The following is a 16,695-nucleotide window of genomic DNA, read 5'->3' as shown; positions in this document are numbered from 1 at the left end:
TCATGAACGGGCCTGATCTGGCAGGGCCGCGCACCACTGTCACAGCATATGGTGGCTGTGTCAGGCAACATCAGGGGTATAATACGAGGGACAAAAGGGCGCGCGATGCGGGACCGCGCGCTGTCAGTCAGGCAGAATGCTGGAAATCCGTCAGTTTGTGCAGGGCGTTTCAATCAGCACAAGCTGGTTCCCACGACGGGTGCGCACATGGCAGGTGCGTTCCGGTTCGACCGCGACATGTTCTTCGCGCACGACACCCAGCAGGCGGTCCTGCGTCATTTCAATCGCGCCTGATATGGAATCGTCATTGATACCCACCAGCGCCAGCGACAAACGGCCGGAACTTTGTGCCTGCGCCAGTGCCGCGGCCTGTTCGGGCAGGGCTTCGACCGTGACGTTGCGCGCAAGCGTGGCTTCGGAGCGGCGTTCCATATCCGCGCTCTGGTCAACGGCGATGATGCGCATGCGCGGTTCAATCAGGCTGGTCATTTCGCCGGATTCGCGTGAACGCCCGGTCCAGAACACATCAACATGGTCTCCGGGCCTCAGGAAGCCCGCAACCCCGCTGGTATGGTTCACGTCAATGGTAAAGGCGCGTTTACCAGGGGTCAGATGCGATGTGATGCCAGCTTCCTTGCCCGGTTCGGTCAGTTTGCTGGTCAGCAGGGGTTCGCGGGTGTCCATGGCGCGCAAGACAGTGCGGTGCGCGATGCCATCGGGAAAAATTGCGTCAATATCGGTGAAACTGCCCACGGGTACCGCATTGGCGGGGAAAGGGGCGGTGATCAGGTCTGCCGGTACCATGCGTTCACCATAGCGCAGGTTGCGGCTGGTCAGGTATATTTCGACGGTTTCGGGACCGGCGGATTGCGCGGAACGGGCTGCGACCAGTTCGCGTTCCATCTGGCCGACATATTGCTGGGTCTGATAGACAGCAAAGCCTGCAAGCCCAAGCCCTGCCAGAAGAATTGCTGCGAATAATAGGCGCATAGCGTGTTTCCTTACGTACTACGAAGATCCCCTGACAGGGATTTACCATTACAGCCGAATATCCCACGAAACTGCGGCACCTTATTGGCCCGACTGTGGCAAGTTTGGGAATGGCGCACGCGGGGCGGCGGCATCACAGGAAGTCGCCGCGCATCCGGTGATGCGCGGCGAACAGGAAATTCTTTTGATGCCAGTGAGGCTTAGCCGTCGACATCTTCTTCGCCGGTGCCCAGCGTAACGCCGGTTGCGTCAACTGTGGCACCCGTCAGTGCACCGCCGATCGTGCTGGCCAGATCGCTGGTGCCGGTGCGGACCGATGCGATAACCGCAATGCCCAGGCCCACGATGGCGGCGGTCAGAACGACCCAATCCACGGTAACAGCACCGGATTCGTCAGCAGCGAAGGTTTTGATGTTTGCGAACAGTTTCATAATATATTCTCCAGGTTTGAACGTTTTCTACTCTGCCGAACCGGTTACTCAGACCATTTCGTTCACCGTTTGGCTGAGGATGAATAAGCCAGTGAATCGTGTTCTGATTTGGGCAGAAAAGGTACGATTTTCGTACCCTTCAGGGTTTTGTGTATTTTTCTTTAATTTTCTTTCAGGCGGGTTTGCGGGCCATAAAACCGAAGGCACAGCTTGTTTTACAGGCGTCACCACAGCAGCGGCAGCGTGTCAGCGGGCAGCCATGCCGGAAAGAACCGGTAAAATTTAAGAACTGGAAAATTTTCCGCTTTCAGGGCATATTGATGCAAAAAAGTGAAAGAGCAGTAAAACCGGATGTCGAAAATCGCGCCTTCGCGCCCACTGGCCCCATGGGCCGCGTCATTGCTGTTGGGCGCGGCACTGGTGGTGGCCCCGCAAACCAGTCCGGCCCAGGAAAACACTATGGCCCAGGGCAATGATTTCACCTTCCGGCGTGTTGTGCCGGGGGCGGGCACCGGCCCGCGCATTACTGTGCAGATCGACCCCGAAGAACAGGCGCGCTTCATGGCCGCCCGCCCCAGCCCGCAATCCATGGCGCGGACTGACCGAGAGGGGCCAGCACCCGCGCCCGCATCCAGCCTTGCTTGGTTCTGGGACAGCGTGTCGCCCGCAATTGACGACAAACAGGGGCGGTTCCTGTCGGCGATGTCGGCGCTGAACGCCCCGCCCGCCGGGCGCGATGTGCCGGTGCCGCGCCTGCAGTTCCTGCAGGAAGTTGCGCAGGCCTATGGTCCGGATATTCTGCGCGCCACGGTCGGAACGAATGTGTCGCCCGCGCTGGTGCTGGCGGTCATCGCGGTTGAATCAGCGGGCCGCGCCGATGCCATCAGCCATGCGGGCGCACAGGGGCTGATGCAACTGATCCCCGCCACAGCGGCGCGGTTTTCCGTGACGGATGCGTTTGACACCGGCCAGAATATCCGCGGCGGGGTCGCATACCTTAACTGGCTGCTGGGGCATTTCGACAATGACATCGTGCTGGCGCTGGCGGGTTATAACGCAGGCGAAGGGGCCGTGCGGCGCAATGCGGGCGTTCCCCCCTATGCCGAAACCCGCGATTATGTACCAAAGGTGCTGGCATCCTGGCTGGTGGCGCGGGGCTTATGCGCCACATTGCCCGAACTGCCCAGCGATGGCTGCGTGTTCCATATCGGGCGTGCAGGGTAGGGGCCGTCCCGCGGCCTGCCGGTTTCGTTGATGTCACGCCAAGCTTATGAACTCAGGATTGTGCCGCCTGCATAAAGTGAACTTCTCAAACGCCGGACCGGCAGACCCCGGCCCGCCGATTGCGGGGGTTTGATCCAAGCATCAATGTCCCCTTCAGGCCACAAAAGCGCGCGCCGCGTCAGTGCATGACACCACGTTTTGCGGTCAGTGCGGTCAGAATGGATTGCGGTGTGACATATCCAAGGGTCTGGTCTCCATCCTGCACCGCAAGGCAGGTGGTGCGCGTGGTCATCCGGTCCATCAGCGCCAGCACCGGCATATCCGCATCTACCGTGCCGATTGCCCCCGGCACGCTGCCCTGCGCCAGTGCATCGCGGGCACAGAGTACCTGAAGCGGGTTCATATTGGCGACGAATTCCGCGACATAGGGGCTGATGGGGTTTGAATATATCTGCGCCGGGGTGCCACACTGGACCATTCTGCCACCTTCCAGAATGGCAATCCGGTTGCCCAGTTTGAAGGCCTCGTCCAGATCATGGCTGACAAACAGGATGGTGCGTTTCAGGCGTTGCTGCAATTCCAGAAGCTCATCCTGCAATTTCGCGCGGATCAGCGGGTCCAGCGCGGAAAAGGGTTCATCCATCAGCAGGATCGGCGCATCTGTGGCAAAGGCGCGCGCCAGCCCCACACGTTGCTGCATGCCGCCCGACAGCGCGCTGACGGGCTGATCGGCCCATTGCGACAGGCCCACAAGTTCCAGCTGTTCAGCGATCTTGTCGCGCCGGTCGCGCCGCGCCACGCCGGCCAGTTCCAGCCCAAAACCCACATTCTCGCGCACGCTGCGCCATGGCAACAGGCCGAATTGCTGAAATACCATCGCAACATTGCGCGTGCGCAGGCGGCGCAGGCTGGCGCGGTTGGCCTTTGGCACGCTGACCAGCCCCACCCCGTCATGGACCAGCACATCGCCCTGAACAACGGGGTTCAGCCCGTTGACCGCGCGCAGCAGCGTTGATTTTCCGGACCCCGACAGGCCCATCAGAACGACAATTTCACCATGTCCGACATCAAGCGTGCAGTCATGTACGCCCAGCACCTGGCCCGTGGCCTGTTTGATGTCATCGCGGCTCTGGCCGGTTTCCATCAGCGGAATTGCCTTATAAGGATTCTTGCCGAAAACGATGGAGACATTGCGGAAACGGATGGCGGGGTCGGTCATGGTTTCACCTCCACGCGCAGCATGCGGTCCAGCATGATGGCAACGGCGACAATGACCGCGCCTGCCTCGAACCCTAATGCGGCATTGACTGTGTTCAGGGCGCGCACAATCGGAACACCCAGCCCCGGCGCCCCGACCAGCCCGGCGATGACGACCATGGACAGCGACAGCATGATGGTCTGGTTCAACCCCGCCATGATCTGCGGAAAGGCATAGGGCAGTTCAACCTTGCGTATGCGCTGGCCCGTGGTCGCCCCGAAGGCAGTGGCCGCTTCATTCAGCGCCTTGGGGGTGGAGCGGATGCCAAGTTCCGTCAACCGGATGGCCGCAGGCATGGCAAATATCACTGTGGCCACCAGCCCCGGCACCATGCCCAGCCCGAACAACACCAGCACGGGGATCAGATACACAAATACCGGCAGCGTTTGCATCAGGTCCAGAACCGGGGTCAGCATACGGTAGAACCGTGGGTGATGCGCGGAATAAATGCCGACGGGCACACCAACCCCCATACAGACAATGCAGGATGCCAGCACCAGAGTCAGGGTTTGCATGGTCAGCACCCAATACCCCTGATTAAGGGCAAACAGCATACAGGCCGCGACAATCAGCACCGGCACAAGGCGGCGCTGTAACACCCAAGTCACGGCACAAAACCCCGCGATCACGGCAAAGGGGTGCGGGGTCTGCAACATGGTGGCCAGCAGGCCGATGATGCTGCGCAGGGCGGCTTCCAGCCCGTCAAAGGCGGTGATGAACGTATCCTGAAGCCAGTCAAAGGCGGCTGCGACGCTGCGCCCGACAGGGATTTTCGCATCGGTGACGGGTTTGGTGAAAATGTCGCTCACGCTGCTGCTCCAGTTCTGGCAAATAGCTCCGGATCAGGTCCGGCACGCAAACCGGCCCCGACCGGTGAATCGGGGCCTGCCTTGTGCGTCAGCCGTCCAGTGCGGACAGCACAGCTTCCAGCGCGTCGCCACCGTCGCGGGTGGTTACCCCGTCCAGCCATGGCGTGATCGCATCACGATTGGCCGACAGCCAGGCATGTGCGGCATCTTCCGGGGTGGTGCCGTCATTCAGGATGGCGCCCATGATTTCGTTTTCCAGCGCAAGGGTGAATTCCAGATTGTTCAGGAACTGGCCCAGATTGGGGCATTCCGCGGCCAGACCGGCGCGGGTGTTGGTATAGACTTCTGCACCGCCGAAATCAGGGCCGAACCAGTCATCACCCCCGGCCAGATAGGTCAGGTCGAAATTGGCATTCATCGGGTGCGGCTCCCACCCCAGAAAGACGACAGGCTCGTCGCGGCGGTCGGCGCGGGCGACCTGCGCCAGCATGCCTTGCTCCGAACTTTCGACCACTTCAAACCCCGACAGGCCGAAGGCATCGGCTTCGATCATGTCCAGAATCAGGCGGTTGCCGTCATTGCCCGGTTCAATCCCGTAGATGCGGTTTTCCAGCGCATCGGCCTGCGCGGCAATACCGGCGAAATCCGTGATCCCAAGGGCCGCGCCTGCGGCATTGGTGGCCAGCGTGTATTTCGCACCGGCCAGATTGCGGCGCACAGTGTCCACGCTGCCCGCGTCGCGATAGGGGGCGATGTCTGCTTCCATCGTGGGCATCCAGTTGCCAAGGAACACATCCACATCGCCATTGGCCATGGATGTATAGGTGACGGGCACCGACAGGACCAATGTGGTGGTGTCATAGCCAAGCGCGTCCAGCAGGGTGGTTGCAACAGCGGTGGTGGCGGTGATGTCGGTCCAGCCCACATCGGAAAATGTGATCTGGTCGCAGGTTGCGAAAGCGGGCGCTGCGGCAAATGTTGCGGCGGCGGCGAATGTTGTCAGACGAAGGGTCATAGGCATCTCTCCCGGTTTTGAGTTTTTCTTGATTGACCAATCAATAAACAATAAGCTAGTCATCTTGCAACCGAAAATATGAACTGAATACGCAAGGATTGACCATGCCGAAGCTTGGAATGGAGCCTATCAGGCGCGACGCACTGATCAAGGCAGCAATTGCCGAGATTGGCGCAACCGGCGCGCTGGAGGTCACAGTCAGCCGGATTGCGCGGCGCGCGGGCATGTCATCGGCGCTGGCGCACCACTATTTCGGGTCCAAAGAGCAGATGTTTTTGGCGGCGATGCGTCATATTCTTGCGGTCTATGGCGCGGAAATGCGCGGCGCGCTGGTCATGGCGCAGGGACCGGAGCAACGCTTGCAGGCGCTGATCCGGGTGTCGTTCAGTGGCAGTAATTTCCGCCGGGACGCCGTGTCGGCATGGCTGAATTTCTATGTGATGGCACAGCGCAATACGCAGGCCGCGCGCCTGCTGCGCATTTATCAGCAACGCCTGCGCAGCAATCTGCGCCATGCCCTGCGCCCGCTTGCGGGGACGGGAACTGCGGCGGATATGGCCGAAGCGGTGGCGGCCATGATCGATGGCGTTTACCTGCGCGAAGCGCTGGGTCAGGGCGAACCCAATGGCGCGCGCGCCGAACAACAGGTCACGGGCTGGCTGCGCGCCGCCCTGAACAAGAGGGCATGATGAAAGCACAACCGAAAGCCAGCCATTTCATTGCAGGTGAATGGATTGAGGACACAAGCGGCGCGGTGCTCGACAGCATCCATCCCGCCACGGGAGAGGTGATCGCGCGCCTGCATGAAGCGACCCCTGACATCATGTCGCGCGCGCTGAGCGCCGCGCAGCAGGCTCAGCCCGCATGGGCGGCGCTGGCCCCGGTGGAACGGGGCCGTATCCTGCATCGCGCGGCGATGATATTGCGCGCGCGCAACCATGATCTGTCGGTTCTCGAAACACTCGACACTGGCAAACCGCTGCAGGAAACGCTGGTCGCGGATGCGGCATCGGGCGCGGATGCGTTTGAATATTACGCAGGCTTTGCGCCCACTGTGACTGGCCAGACCATCGCGCTGGGCGGCGATATGGCCTATACCCTGCGCGAGGCGCTGGGGGTCTGCGTGGGTATTGGCGCGTGGAACTACCCGATCCAGATTGCCTGCTGGAAGGCGGCACCCGCGCTGGCCTTCGGCAATGCGGTGGTGTTCAAACCGTCAGACGTGACGCCGCTAAGCGCGCTGGCACTGGCCGAAATCCTGCATGAGGCGGGCCTGCCTGCGGGGCTGTTCAACGTGGTGCAGGGGCGCGGCGCAGTGGGCGCGGGGCTGATCACTGATCCGCGCGTGGCCAAAGTGTCGCTGACAGGGTCGGTGCCCACCGGGCGCAAGGTTTATGCCGCTGCCGCCGAAGGTATGCGCGCCGTGACCATGGAACTGGGTGGCAAATCACCATTGATCATCTTTGACGATGCGGATCTGGAAAATGCGGTCAGCGCGGCGATCATGGCCAATTTCTATTCGGCGGGGCAGGTCTGTTCCAACGGTACCCGGGTCTTTGTGCATCAGGACATAAAGGCGGCGTTTCTGGACCGGCTGGCCGCGCGCACCAACCGGATCCGGCTGGGTGACCCGCTGGATGAGGCGACACAGATGGGACCGCTGGTGTCGGATGCGCAGATGCACAAGGTGCTGGGTCATATCGCGGGCGGTATTGACGCGGGCGCGCGGCTGGTCTGTGGCGGCGCGCGCCATGGGACAAGCGGCTGTTTCGTGCAGCCCACGGTTTTTGCCGATGTCCGCGATGACATGGCATTGGCGCGCGAAGAAATCTTTGGCCCTGTCATGTCGGTGCTGGATTTCACTGATGAGGCAGATGTCGTCGCGCGGGCAAATGCCACTGAATACGGGCTGGCGGCAGGGGTGTTCACCCGCGATCTGGCGCGGGCGCACAGGGTCGCAGGCGCCGTGCAGGCAGGCATTGTCTGGGTGAATGCCTATAACCTGACCCCGGTTGAAATGCCCTTTGGCGGGGTCAAGGCCAGCGGGGTGGGGCGTGAAAACGGCCATGCCGCACTGGAGCATTATACACGTGTCAAATCAGTCTATCTGGGGTTGGGCGATGTCGATGCACCTTATTGACCGTGCCGCCTGGCCTGACCTTGCGGACGCGCGCCCAAGGGCGCGCGACACGATTTTCATTGGCGCGCCTGTCGGCGCGCAGGCGCAATGCCGCTGACGGGGTAGACGAACATGGATGCTGATTACATCATTGTGGGCGCGGGGTCCGGTGGATCAGCCGTTGCGCTGCGACTGGCTGAAGCCGGGCGTTCTGTGCTGATTGTCGAAGCGGGGGGCAGCGATATTGGCCCCTTCATCCGGATGCCGGGCGCGTTGTCCTATCCCATGAACATGCGCCGCTATGACTGGGGCTACCGGACCGAACCGGAGCCGCATCTGGGCGGACGGGTTCTGGCCTGCCCGCGCGGGCGGGTGATCGGGGGGTCGTCCAGCATCAATGGCATGGTCTATGTCCGAGGCCACGCAAAAGATTTTGACCATTGGGCCGAGAGTGGCGCCAGCGGCTGGGGTTATGCCGATGTGCTGCCCTATTTCAAGCGTATGGAAAACTGGCATGGCAGTGCCCCCTCGCCATGGCGCGGCACTGGTGGTCCGCTGCATGTGACACGCGGCGCACGCGAAAATCCTTTGTTCGACGCCTTTGTGACCGCCGGGCAGCAGGCAGGCTATCCGCTGACCGACGATTATAACGGTGCCGCGCAGGAAGGTTTTGGCACAATGGAAGCCACGATCTGGCGCGGGCAGCGCTGGTCGGCGGCGGATGCCTATCTGCGCCCCGCGCTGGCAACCGGGCGGGCGCGGCTGGTGCGCGGCGAGGTTGCGCAGGTGTTGTTCAGCGACGATCAACGCGCAACCGGCGTCAGGCTGATTGATGGGCGCATTCTGCATGCGCGCGCAGAGGTTGTTCTGGCCGCATCCAGCATCAACACCCCGAAATTGCTGATGTTGTCGGGAATAGGCCCCGCAGCACATCTGGCTGAACATGATATTGCGCCGCGCGCGGACCGCCCCGGCGTGGGGCAGAACCTGCAGGACCATCTGGAACTCTATCTGCAATATGCCGCGACCCAGCCGATCACGCTTTACAAATACTGGTCGCTGCCAGGCAAGGCATGGGTGGGTGCGCGATGGCTGTTCACGCGCAAGGGACCGGGCGCGTCGAACCAGTTCGAGGCCTGTGCCTTCATCAGGTCGCGCGCGGGGATCGATTACCCCGATATCCAGTATCATTTCCTGCCGATTGCCGTGCGCTATGACGGCAAGGCCGTGGCCGAAGGGCATGGTTTCCAGACCCATGTCGGCCCGATGCGGTCCAAAAGCCGTGGTTGGGTGAAGCTGCGCTCCTCGCGCCCGCAGGATACCCCGCGCGTGTGTTTCAATTACATGAGCCATCCGGACGACTGGACGGAGTTCCGCAGTTGCATCCGGCTGACGCGCGAAATCATGGGGCAGGCGGCATTCGAACCCTATCTGCGCCACGAGATTCAGCCCGGCGCGCAGGTGAGCGAGGACGCGGGCCTGGATGATTTCATCCGCGAGCATGTCGAAAGTGCGTATCATCCTTGTGGCACCGCGCGCATGGGCAAAGCTGACGATCCGCTTGCGGTGGTGGACCCGCAGGGCCGTGTCATTGGCGTACAGGGGCTGCGGGTTGCGGATAGCTCGGTTTTTCCGCGCATTCCGAACGGGAACCTGAACGCGCCATCGATCATGGTCGGGGAAAAGATTGCCGATCACATCCTTGGCAGATGCCTGGCCCCCGAAAACCTGGCCCCCAGCATGGCACCCGATTGGGCCTGTAGCCAGCGTTAGCGCGCGATCGATCCGGGTTTGGACATCGCGTTTGCGGGGGCTGGCCTTTCGTAGCCCCCCGGAGGATTGAATAACGCGGAACAGGCCCGCGCCCGGATGCCGGGGTATGGAGGCCGCGTAACGTGAACATATCCGACATGGGACCGGCAGACGCCGGGTCGCCGATGGTGCGGCGTTGTGCATGGCTGTCATCCGCGTCAGGCGCGCTTGCGGTTCCGGCAGACATGATCATGATGCCGGATCACTTCGCGTGCGCATTCACATTCGCGCGCCCCGCAACGAGTTGTCGGCCGTTTATTGCGCAACCTGCTTGTCCTATGCTGGGTGCAGAGGGCGTCATGCATCGTCTTGTACCCGTTCAGGCCTCAGGCGAAGATAATAGCTGATCACACCCTGAAACGGTTCTTCACGACCAAGCCCGTGACGATCCGACCACCGCCAGTGCGCGCTAAAATGGCGTGGCGCGCTGGCTCTCTACTCCCACAAAAGCCGGGATCAGCATAAAACAAGCGCGCCGCATTCTGACCTCTTGATTTCGGATGTTCGAGAAGCAGAAAACGGCTCCCCCTTTGTCTGGCAACATGCGCTACTCGCGCGGTACGGCGCATGACGCGCGTGGCTTGAAACCGGTGTCGCGCTTTCCAGACAAGGGCAATATGTCTGTGCAGGGCGTGGTGGACCATTGGGCAGGACGCGGGCAGGCTGGGCGAGGCCCCTTCGGGTAAGGGCATGCAACCCACAGCGCAGGTATCACGAGATTCGCATCCACGTTTACCGGACGGCGGTGATTTGCGCGCTACTGATCTGGACTCCGCCTTCCAGAACCAGAACGATCTGGCCATTATTGTTGCGGACTTCCTGCACAGGGGCATACTGAACAGCCTTGCTGGTACCCAAGCTGCCACTGCCCTGAAAATCCTCCACCGTGAACTGGTAGGCTCCATGCGGCAATGGGTCAGGCAGATCCTGCCCCAGATCAAGCGTGATGTCGCCCCGCTGTGCACTGACGGGAACCCGCGCGAGTTCGCGCCCGTCAACCGACGAAATAACCACGTCCCGGCTGGTGGAATGCGCCACCGGCGGGGCATTTACAGTCAGGGGCGCGCCAGAAAAATATATGGGCGCATCCGTAGCTACGTCCTTGTGCAGCCAGTTTGCCAGATCAGAGAAGATCATCTGATCCGCGAGCCTGCCCAACAGCTGATTGGTCTGAATCTGCTGCTCGACGCCAGAGAATGTCGCAAGCTGGACAGCGAAATCGGACGCTTCCACAGGGTTTAACGGGTTCTGGTTCTGCATCTGAGTGGTCAGCATCCGCAGGAACATGGCAAAATCTGACCCGTCGCTGAAGCCGCTTTTCGTTGGCGGGGCGGAACTGCCGGATGCAGCGTTGGTGGTCGTGGCTGTGTCAATCATGCTGAACATGGGCGTCCTTCTTATGCTGGGTCAGGGGGACAGGGCCAAGCGTGTCCGGCGGCGGGAACAGGGCTTTGGCGCGCGGAGCGACATTTGGTTTGCAAGACCTGCTTTGCCCCGCGCGGGCAGTGTATCCTTATGTTCATAGCCGGATATCCATTCCAATGCTGCCGGGCGGTGCGCCGTGTTGTCCGGTTATCGCAGGGGCAGGATACTCGGCAATTCCGTCGGTAACCTGGATCCTGTGCATGGCCCGCCCCCCCGAGTCGTCAACCAGCTTCAGGTCAATTTTCTGAAAACCCAGCGCCGTCAGATCGTCGAGGAGCAGATGAAGCGACCTTTTTATTTGGTCGAGCATATCTGTGCGCCCCGAAAGCATGGATATCTGGACGGATCCGTCCAGCGCCGATACAGCAAGCCGGAGTCTGCCCCTGTCACCCAGATCAAGTTCGGTTTCGCCGGTTTGTGCTGCCTCATGCAGGGCCTGCGCAAGTGCGGAAGGAAGCGGTCCGTCCCCCCTTAGCACGGGCATGACCGGGCGTGCGGTCTGTCCGGCGGTTGTTTCACTTGCCCCAAGGCCCGCGACTGGGAGCGGGGCCGCGTCATCGGGGGGGGGCAGATCAGGCTCGTCCGGGGGGGCGAATGCGCCGTGCGGGCCGGGGGCGTGCGGTAGTTGCGGCTGTGTTGCCAGGACCTGGGTATCGTGGCCCGCCAAACTCGGCAAAGGCGCTGTGGTTGCGCTCACAACCTGCGGTGTCCCGGCCGCGGGGGTGTCCTTTCGCGCCAGCGCCGGGCCGCAAAGATGCGGTTCTGCGGCGGTGATGACCGTGGCTTGCGGAATCTGGATGGGAGTTATTTCCGGTCTGCCCGGCCCGGACGGAAATTGCGGCACGTCTTCCGCATTATATACATATACCGGGGCGGGAGCAGCGACCGTATTGCCGAATGGCAGGTCATACGCAGCCTTCAGCGCAGGCACGGAAACTGTCGGTTCATATGCGGTGACCTGCGCTGCCAGCAGGGAATGGGCATGGCTGCGCGCCGACTTTGCTTCTGACTCGGTTTGTAGCCCGGGTTGCGTTATTTTGCGCGGTATGTCCGTTTGCACCACCGCTGCATTCCGCAACGCGACTGGCGGTTCATCCGGCTGCAGTAATCGCGCAGAATGCAGTCCGACAGGGGCTGCCGCTGTTTCATGTTCCGGATATGTGTCATCGGGTTCCGGTGGCGCGGGCAGGGCGGAAACTTCCGCGAGTTCCTGCGCTGGTGGATGTGGCGCGTTGTCGTCCATACCGCGGGTGGCCGCGTCAATATGCAGTGTCGGGATGTGCGTGTCATCCAACTCCATCTGCGCAGGAAGGGGCGCATCCGGTGTGGCCCCGCGTTGATCCGGCGATGGCCGCACAGGTTGCACGGCGGATCTGGACAGGTCCGCCATGACATGCGCGAATTCACCGCCATGTCCGGGCCCAGGACCAGAGTTGCGTGCCGATTCCTTTTGCGCGGATGTCACTTTGCCCTGCGGTGCGGGCGGATCTGTTACGCTGCCGATGACCATCGCATCCTCCTGAATAAGGCACCATCGCACAAAGTGATTACCGAATCTTTACCAGCAGGCAGGTATTTTCAGATCAGCCACGCATGAAAGGGGATTCACATGCTTGAAGTCACACAGATGCACGCCCGGATGACGGTAGTTGACAGGCCGCCCTCAGCCCGTGCAGACCCGCATAGGGCGGCCGCCACAGAATTCGAAGCTATTGTTCTTGCAGAGCTATTGCGCGCTGCAGGCGCGGGGAAACCCATATCCGGCATTGAAAGCGGTGTCGGCGAGGACCAGTTCGCTTCCTTCCTTGTGGATGCGCAGGCGCGCGCAATTGCGGCACAGGGCGGGATTGGCTTGGCGGAGATGATGATTCGCGCAAGCGACCGGAACAGGGAGGGTGAATAATGCCTGATGAATTACTGTCGCAGCTGAAGGCCGTGCTCACGGAGGAGGGGCAGGCCCTTCTGGCGGCGGATTTTGACAGGCTGGAGGCGCTGGCGGAACAGAAGGAAGCGCTTCTCGGCGCGCTCTCGGGGCAACCATTGCCCAAGGCCGGGCTTGATACCTTGCGCAAGGCCAATTTGCGCAATCAGGCGTTTCTGGGCGCGGTCGCAAAGGGAATCGCAGGCGTGCGCAGCGTGGTGATGCAACATCACAATGCCAGAAATGCGCTGTTCTATCAGAAGGATGGTACGCAGAATCCGCTCTTGCCGCAGTCCGGGAAACTGGCCCGCAAGGCCTGAGACCGCGTTTACCATGTTGGTGGAAATCCGGGCAGATCGTCATCGAATCATGCGTCTGTTCACTATCTGTAAACCTGCTTGTCGCAATCTCGACCCTGTTGGCAGAAGGCTGATCTGACGCGGTTTCAAACAACCCGGCTGAATGCAGAATGCACCAAACCTCATCCGGCGGATGACCCAAAACTCATGTGCAAAATGCACAAACGGAAAGGCACAACATGTCAAGCATTCTGACCAATACCGGCGCAATGGTGGCGCTGCAAACCATGCGCGGCATCAATAAGGGAATGGCGCAGACCCAAAGCGAAATCTCGACCGGGAAATCGATCAACTCGGCGAGAGACAACGCAGCGGTCTGGGCAATCTCGAAATCCATGCAGGCTGATGTCAAAGGGTTTTCTGCAATTTCTGACAGTCTGGCGCTGGGCCGTTCAACTGTGGCCGTGGCCACGCAGGCGGCGGAAACCGTGACCGACCTGCTGACCCAGATGAAGGGGCGGATTGTCGCGGCGCAGGAAGAAAATGTCGATCGCGGAAAAATCCAGACGGATATTGTTGCACTGCGCGAACAGATCAGCACGATCACCTCTGCAGCACAGTTCAACGGGCTGAACCTGTTGACCAACCGTGAGAACACTGCGGGTTCGGGCACAGTGAATATCCTGTCCTCTCTTGACCGGTCTTCTGATGGCACCGTTGCATCGGCCAATATCGGTGTTATCAAGCAGGATCTGGGAACGCAGGCGACCGACTGGAGCGTTGGCACGGCTGATGCGGCAGGCAGTGGTGCGAATATTAGCGGCGCGCTGGATGCCGCCGCCGTGGTACCGCTCGCTGGTGCCGCGACCCCCAACACGACGGCGTTGGTTATTGACAGCGCTGTGGCCGGCATGGGCGTTCAGATCAACATCACCGGATCGGCCGGTACTGTCGGTGCGGCGTTCAACGATATGACGCGTGATGTCAGCTATGTCGCGCGCGACGGGGACACCCAGACGGATGTGGCGAACGGCCTGGCAAATGCGTTCAACCAGCGCGTGGCAGCTGCCGTTGAAGCAGGCACGCTTGGGGCGAATACAAGCATTGCGGCCGCAGTGACGGTTGCGGCCAATGGTGTTGCAACGGTGACCTTCACGGGTGAGACAGGTGTGGCTGGAGACACGTTCAACCTTCAGGCAATTCAGACCAATGATGTTGAAGTCGGCGGCCGGTTGGAAGCGCTGGCCGAGATTGACGTCAGCAACGCGGCAGGCGCGCGTTCCGCCCTGACGGAAATCGAAGGTCTGATTCAGACCGCCATCGATTCGGCGGCGGCTTTCGGTTCCGCCCAGACCCGGATCGACACGCAGGCAGAATTCATCAAGAACCTGTCTGACGCGCTGACAACTGGTATCGGCAGTCTGGTTGATGCTGATATGGAAGCCGCATCTGCACGCCTGCAGGCGCTTCAGGTGCAGCAGCAGCTGGCAACCCAGTCGCTGTCGATCGCCAACCAGCAGCCCCAGAACATTCTGGCGCTCTTCCGCTGATAATATGATGTGAGTTCCCCCCTTCGGGGGGACTCATGTCCAGATCAGTGATCATTATTCAATTCCAGAACGGGGATTCAGGATGAACGCCCATGTCATGGCTGCCGCTGCCTATGGTGTGCCGAATACAGCCTACAAGACGCCACGCCTAATCGAATATGAACTGATTTCCAGAATCACCTCGCGAATGCGTAGCGCGATCAAGGCACAGCCATTCATCTTTGCGGCTCTGGCTGAAGCGATGCATGAAAACCGCAGGCTTTGGGTGGAACTGGCGATTGATCTGGCCACGCCGGGTAACCAGTTGCCCGACAGCCTGCGCCTGCAGCTTCTTGGACTGGCACAGTTTTCCCTGCGCCATACCGATCAGGTGCTGGATGGCAGGGAAAACGCAGAGGTGCTGGTTGACATTAATCTGGCTGTCATGCGGGGCCTTGCAGGAAAGGCGGAAACCACATGAGCAATCTTGTAATCCGGCTTGCGCCGCATGAACGGGTTCTGCTGAATGGCGCAGTGATCGAAAACGGGGACCGGCGCACAAGCCTGTCCGTGCGGACCCCGAACGCGCATGTCCTGCGCCTGCGCGACGCGATCCACCCACAGCAGGCAAATACCCCGGTAAAGCGCACCTGCTATCTTGCGCAGCTTGTCTTGTCGGGGGATGCCCTGCCGCAGGATACGCGCCAGCCCCTGCTGCGGTCCATCGAGCAGCTCAGCCAGGTTTTTACTGACCACGACAGCAGGAAACTGCTGGATGATGCGACAGCCGCAATCACGGATGCGGAATATTATGCCGCACTCAAGGCGCTGCGTGCGTTGCTGCCGCGAGAGGCGAGGCTGATTGCCTCGAACCGGCAATGAGTTTCCAGCCGGTCATCCCCATCGGGGGGCTTGCCGGCTGGGCCTTCCTGAACAAGACGCGAGAGCGGCAGGAAGCAAGTTTTACTGCCGCGCCTGCGGTAAAGAACGATCTTGCGCATTTCCGCCAGAATTTTGCGGCGATTTCGTCCACCGAAGATCTGGTCAAGGACCGCCGCAGCTTTCGGGTTATCCTGTCGGCCTATGGGCTGGAGGATGACATCAACAGCGGGGCGTTCATCCGCAAGATCATCGATGACGGGGTTGATGACCGCAAGGCCCTTGCCAATCGCCTGACAGATAGACGCTATAAGGCATTGGCGCAGGATCTGGGGTTTCTGACTGCTGGTTCCAAAACCGTGGCACCCGGTGATCTGAAGGAACGTATCGCAGCGCAATTCCAGTCGCGCAGTTTCGAGCGGGCGGTGGGCGCGCAGAATCAGGATATGCGCATGGCGCTGGCCCTGCAGCGCGAATTGCCGGATCTGGTACAGGGATATGCATCTGATAACGCGCAATGGTTTGCGGTATTGGGCAATGCGCCAATGCGAAAGGTCATGGAAACAGCGCTGGGCCTGCCGAAGGAATTCGGCGCGCTGGATGTGGATCAGCAGGTCGTGCGCCTGAAATCCTCTGTTTCGCGCCGGTTTAATGTCTCGAACCTGCAAGCGCTGTCCGAACCAGAGAATATGGACAAGCTGATCAAGCGGTTTCTGGTGATGTCCCAGATACGCGAGATGCAGGTTTCCATGTCGCCTGCGTCGGTCGCGCTGACATTGCTGCGCCGCTGAAGTGAGGACGCGGCGTTCACCTGATACTGGCCGCAATGGACGACGGGCAGGGATACGCATTTTGGCGCACATAAGAGAGAGGTATCATTGAAACGCGGAAGCGCTCGTTGCTTGAAATCCGGAATATTGTTCGGCATTCGGAAATTTTTCGCCGGAATCCGGAAAAATGATCTGCCTGCAAGTAAATTCCTCC

At 60.8% G+C, this 16,695-nt stretch carries 17 protein-coding genes; 10 read left to right on the top strand and 7 right to left on the bottom strand.

Going from position 1 to position 16,695, the window contains the following annotated elements; all coding sequences use genetic code 11:
• Window positions 1-150: 150 nt before the first annotated feature.
• Entirely contained in the window at window positions 151-990 is an 840-nt protein-coding gene (gene cpaB, locus PUT78_RS11570; protein WP_274352422.1) for a Flp pilus assembly protein CpaB, read from the bottom strand.
• Between the two features lie 200 nt (window positions 991-1,190).
• A complete protein-coding gene (locus PUT78_RS11565) occupies window positions 1,191-1,421 on the bottom strand; it encodes a Flp family type IVb pilin (protein ID WP_337994673.1) in 231 nt (76 codons plus the stop codon).
• 351 nt (window positions 1,422-1,772) lie between these two features.
• Between PUT78_RS11565 and PUT78_RS11560 the strand changes: the two genes are divergently transcribed.
• Window positions 1,773-2,645 (top strand): lytic transglycosylase domain-containing protein, encoded by an 873-nt coding sequence (locus tag PUT78_RS11560; protein WP_274352421.1) that lies wholly within the window; start codon window positions 1,773-1,775, stop codon window positions 2,643-2,645.
• A gap of 178 nt (window positions 2,646-2,823) precedes the next feature.
• On the opposite strand, the gene choV is transcribed toward PUT78_RS11560, so the two are convergent.
• The 3 genes from choV to choX all read right to left on the bottom strand — a co-directional run bounded on the left by choV (window position 2,824) and on the right by choX (window position 5,727).
• Window positions 2,824-3,864 (bottom strand): choline ABC transporter ATP-binding protein, encoded by a 1,041-nt coding sequence (choV, locus tag PUT78_RS11555; RefSeq protein WP_274352420.1) that lies wholly within the window; start codon window positions 3,862-3,864, stop codon window positions 2,824-2,826.
• Window positions 3,861-4,712: a choline ABC transporter permease subunit gene (choW, locus tag PUT78_RS11550; protein ID WP_274352419.1), complete on the bottom strand. Its 852-nt coding sequence runs from the start codon at window positions 4,710-4,712 to the stop codon at window positions 3,861-3,863. Before choW ends, choV begins: the two co-directional genes overlap by 4 nt.
• A gap of 88 nt (window positions 4,713-4,800) precedes the next feature.
• Complete coding sequence (gene choX, locus PUT78_RS11545; RefSeq protein WP_274352418.1) at window positions 4,801-5,727, bottom strand: choline ABC transporter substrate-binding protein; 927 nt, start codon at window positions 5,725-5,727, stop codon at window positions 4,801-4,803.
• Window positions 5,728-5,831: 104 nt separating this feature from the next.
• On the opposite strand from choX, the gene betI reads away from it, so the two are divergent.
• The 3 genes from betI to betA all read left to right on the top strand — a co-directional run bounded on the left by betI (window position 5,832) and on the right by betA (window position 9,619).
• Complete coding sequence (gene betI / locus PUT78_RS11540) at window positions 5,832-6,416, top strand: choline-binding transcriptional repressor BetI (RefSeq protein WP_274352417.1); 585 nt, start codon at window positions 5,832-5,834, stop codon at window positions 6,414-6,416.
• Window positions 6,416-7,867 carry a betaine-aldehyde dehydrogenase gene (gene betB / locus PUT78_RS11535; RefSeq protein WP_274352464.1) on the top strand — a complete coding sequence of 484 codons (1,452 nt, stop codon included), beginning with the start codon at window positions 6,416-6,418 and terminating at the stop codon, window positions 7,865-7,867. The genes betI and betB overlap by 1 nt, the downstream gene beginning before the upstream one ends.
• Before the next feature lie 111 nt (window positions 7,868-7,978).
• On the top strand, window positions 7,979-9,619 hold the full coding sequence (gene betA / locus PUT78_RS11530; RefSeq protein WP_274352416.1) for a choline dehydrogenase: 1,641 nt from the start codon (window positions 7,979-7,981) through the stop codon (window positions 9,617-9,619).
• A 771-nt stretch (window positions 9,620-10,390) separates the two neighbouring features.
• Here betA and PUT78_RS11525 read toward each other — a convergent pair.
• On the bottom strand, window positions 10,391-11,044 hold the full coding sequence (locus PUT78_RS11525) for a flagellar hook capping FlgD N-terminal domain-containing protein (RefSeq protein ID WP_274352415.1): 654 nt from the start codon (window positions 11,042-11,044) through the stop codon (window positions 10,391-10,393).
• A gap of 133 nt (window positions 11,045-11,177) precedes the next feature.
• Window positions 11,178-12,593, bottom strand: coding sequence for a hypothetical protein (locus PUT78_RS11520; protein ID WP_274352414.1), 1,416 nt, complete (start codon window positions 12,591-12,593; stop codon window positions 11,178-11,180).
• Between the two features lie 99 nt (window positions 12,594-12,692).
• On the opposite strand from PUT78_RS11520, the gene PUT78_RS11515 reads away from it, so the two are divergent.
• From PUT78_RS11515 to PUT78_RS11490, 6 genes are all read left to right on the top strand, one after another.
• Window positions 12,693-12,986, top strand: a complete 294-nt coding sequence (locus PUT78_RS11515; RefSeq protein WP_274352413.1) for a rod-binding protein — start codon at window positions 12,693-12,695, stop codon at window positions 12,984-12,986.
• Window positions 12,986-13,324 carry a hypothetical protein gene (locus PUT78_RS11510; protein WP_274352412.1) on the top strand — a complete coding sequence of 113 codons (339 nt, stop codon included), beginning with the start codon at window positions 12,986-12,988 and terminating at the stop codon, window positions 13,322-13,324. Before PUT78_RS11515 ends, PUT78_RS11510 begins: the two co-directional genes overlap by 1 nt.
• A gap of 218 nt (window positions 13,325-13,542) precedes the next feature.
• Window positions 13,543-14,853, top strand: coding sequence for a flagellin (locus tag PUT78_RS11505; protein WP_274352411.1), 1,311 nt, complete (start codon window positions 13,543-13,545; stop codon window positions 14,851-14,853).
• 82 nt (window positions 14,854-14,935) lie between these two features.
• Window positions 14,936-15,313: a flagellar biosynthesis regulator FlaF gene (gene flaF / locus PUT78_RS11500; protein ID WP_274352410.1), complete on the top strand. Its 378-nt coding sequence runs from the start codon at window positions 14,936-14,938 to the stop codon at window positions 15,311-15,313.
• Window positions 15,310-15,714 (top strand): flagellar biosynthesis repressor FlbT, encoded by a 405-nt coding sequence (flbT, locus tag PUT78_RS11495; protein ID WP_274352409.1) that lies wholly within the window; start codon window positions 15,310-15,312, stop codon window positions 15,712-15,714. The genes flaF and flbT overlap by 4 nt, the downstream gene beginning before the upstream one ends.
• Window positions 15,711-16,502 (top strand): DUF1217 domain-containing protein, encoded by a 792-nt coding sequence (locus tag PUT78_RS11490; RefSeq protein ID WP_274352408.1) that lies wholly within the window; start codon window positions 15,711-15,713, stop codon window positions 16,500-16,502. Before flbT ends, PUT78_RS11490 begins: the two co-directional genes overlap by 4 nt.
• The last annotated feature ends 193 nt before the right edge of the window (window positions 16,503-16,695 follow it).

The organism is Roseinatronobacter alkalisoli (genome assembly GCF_028745735.1).
In the GTDB taxonomy this organism is placed as follows: domain Bacteria; phylum Pseudomonadota; class Alphaproteobacteria; order Rhodobacterales; family Rhodobacteraceae; genus Roseinatronobacter; species Roseinatronobacter alkalisoli.
The sequence above is the reverse complement of the archived record's forward strand: the minus strand, read 5'-3'. Positions and strand labels throughout refer to the sequence as shown.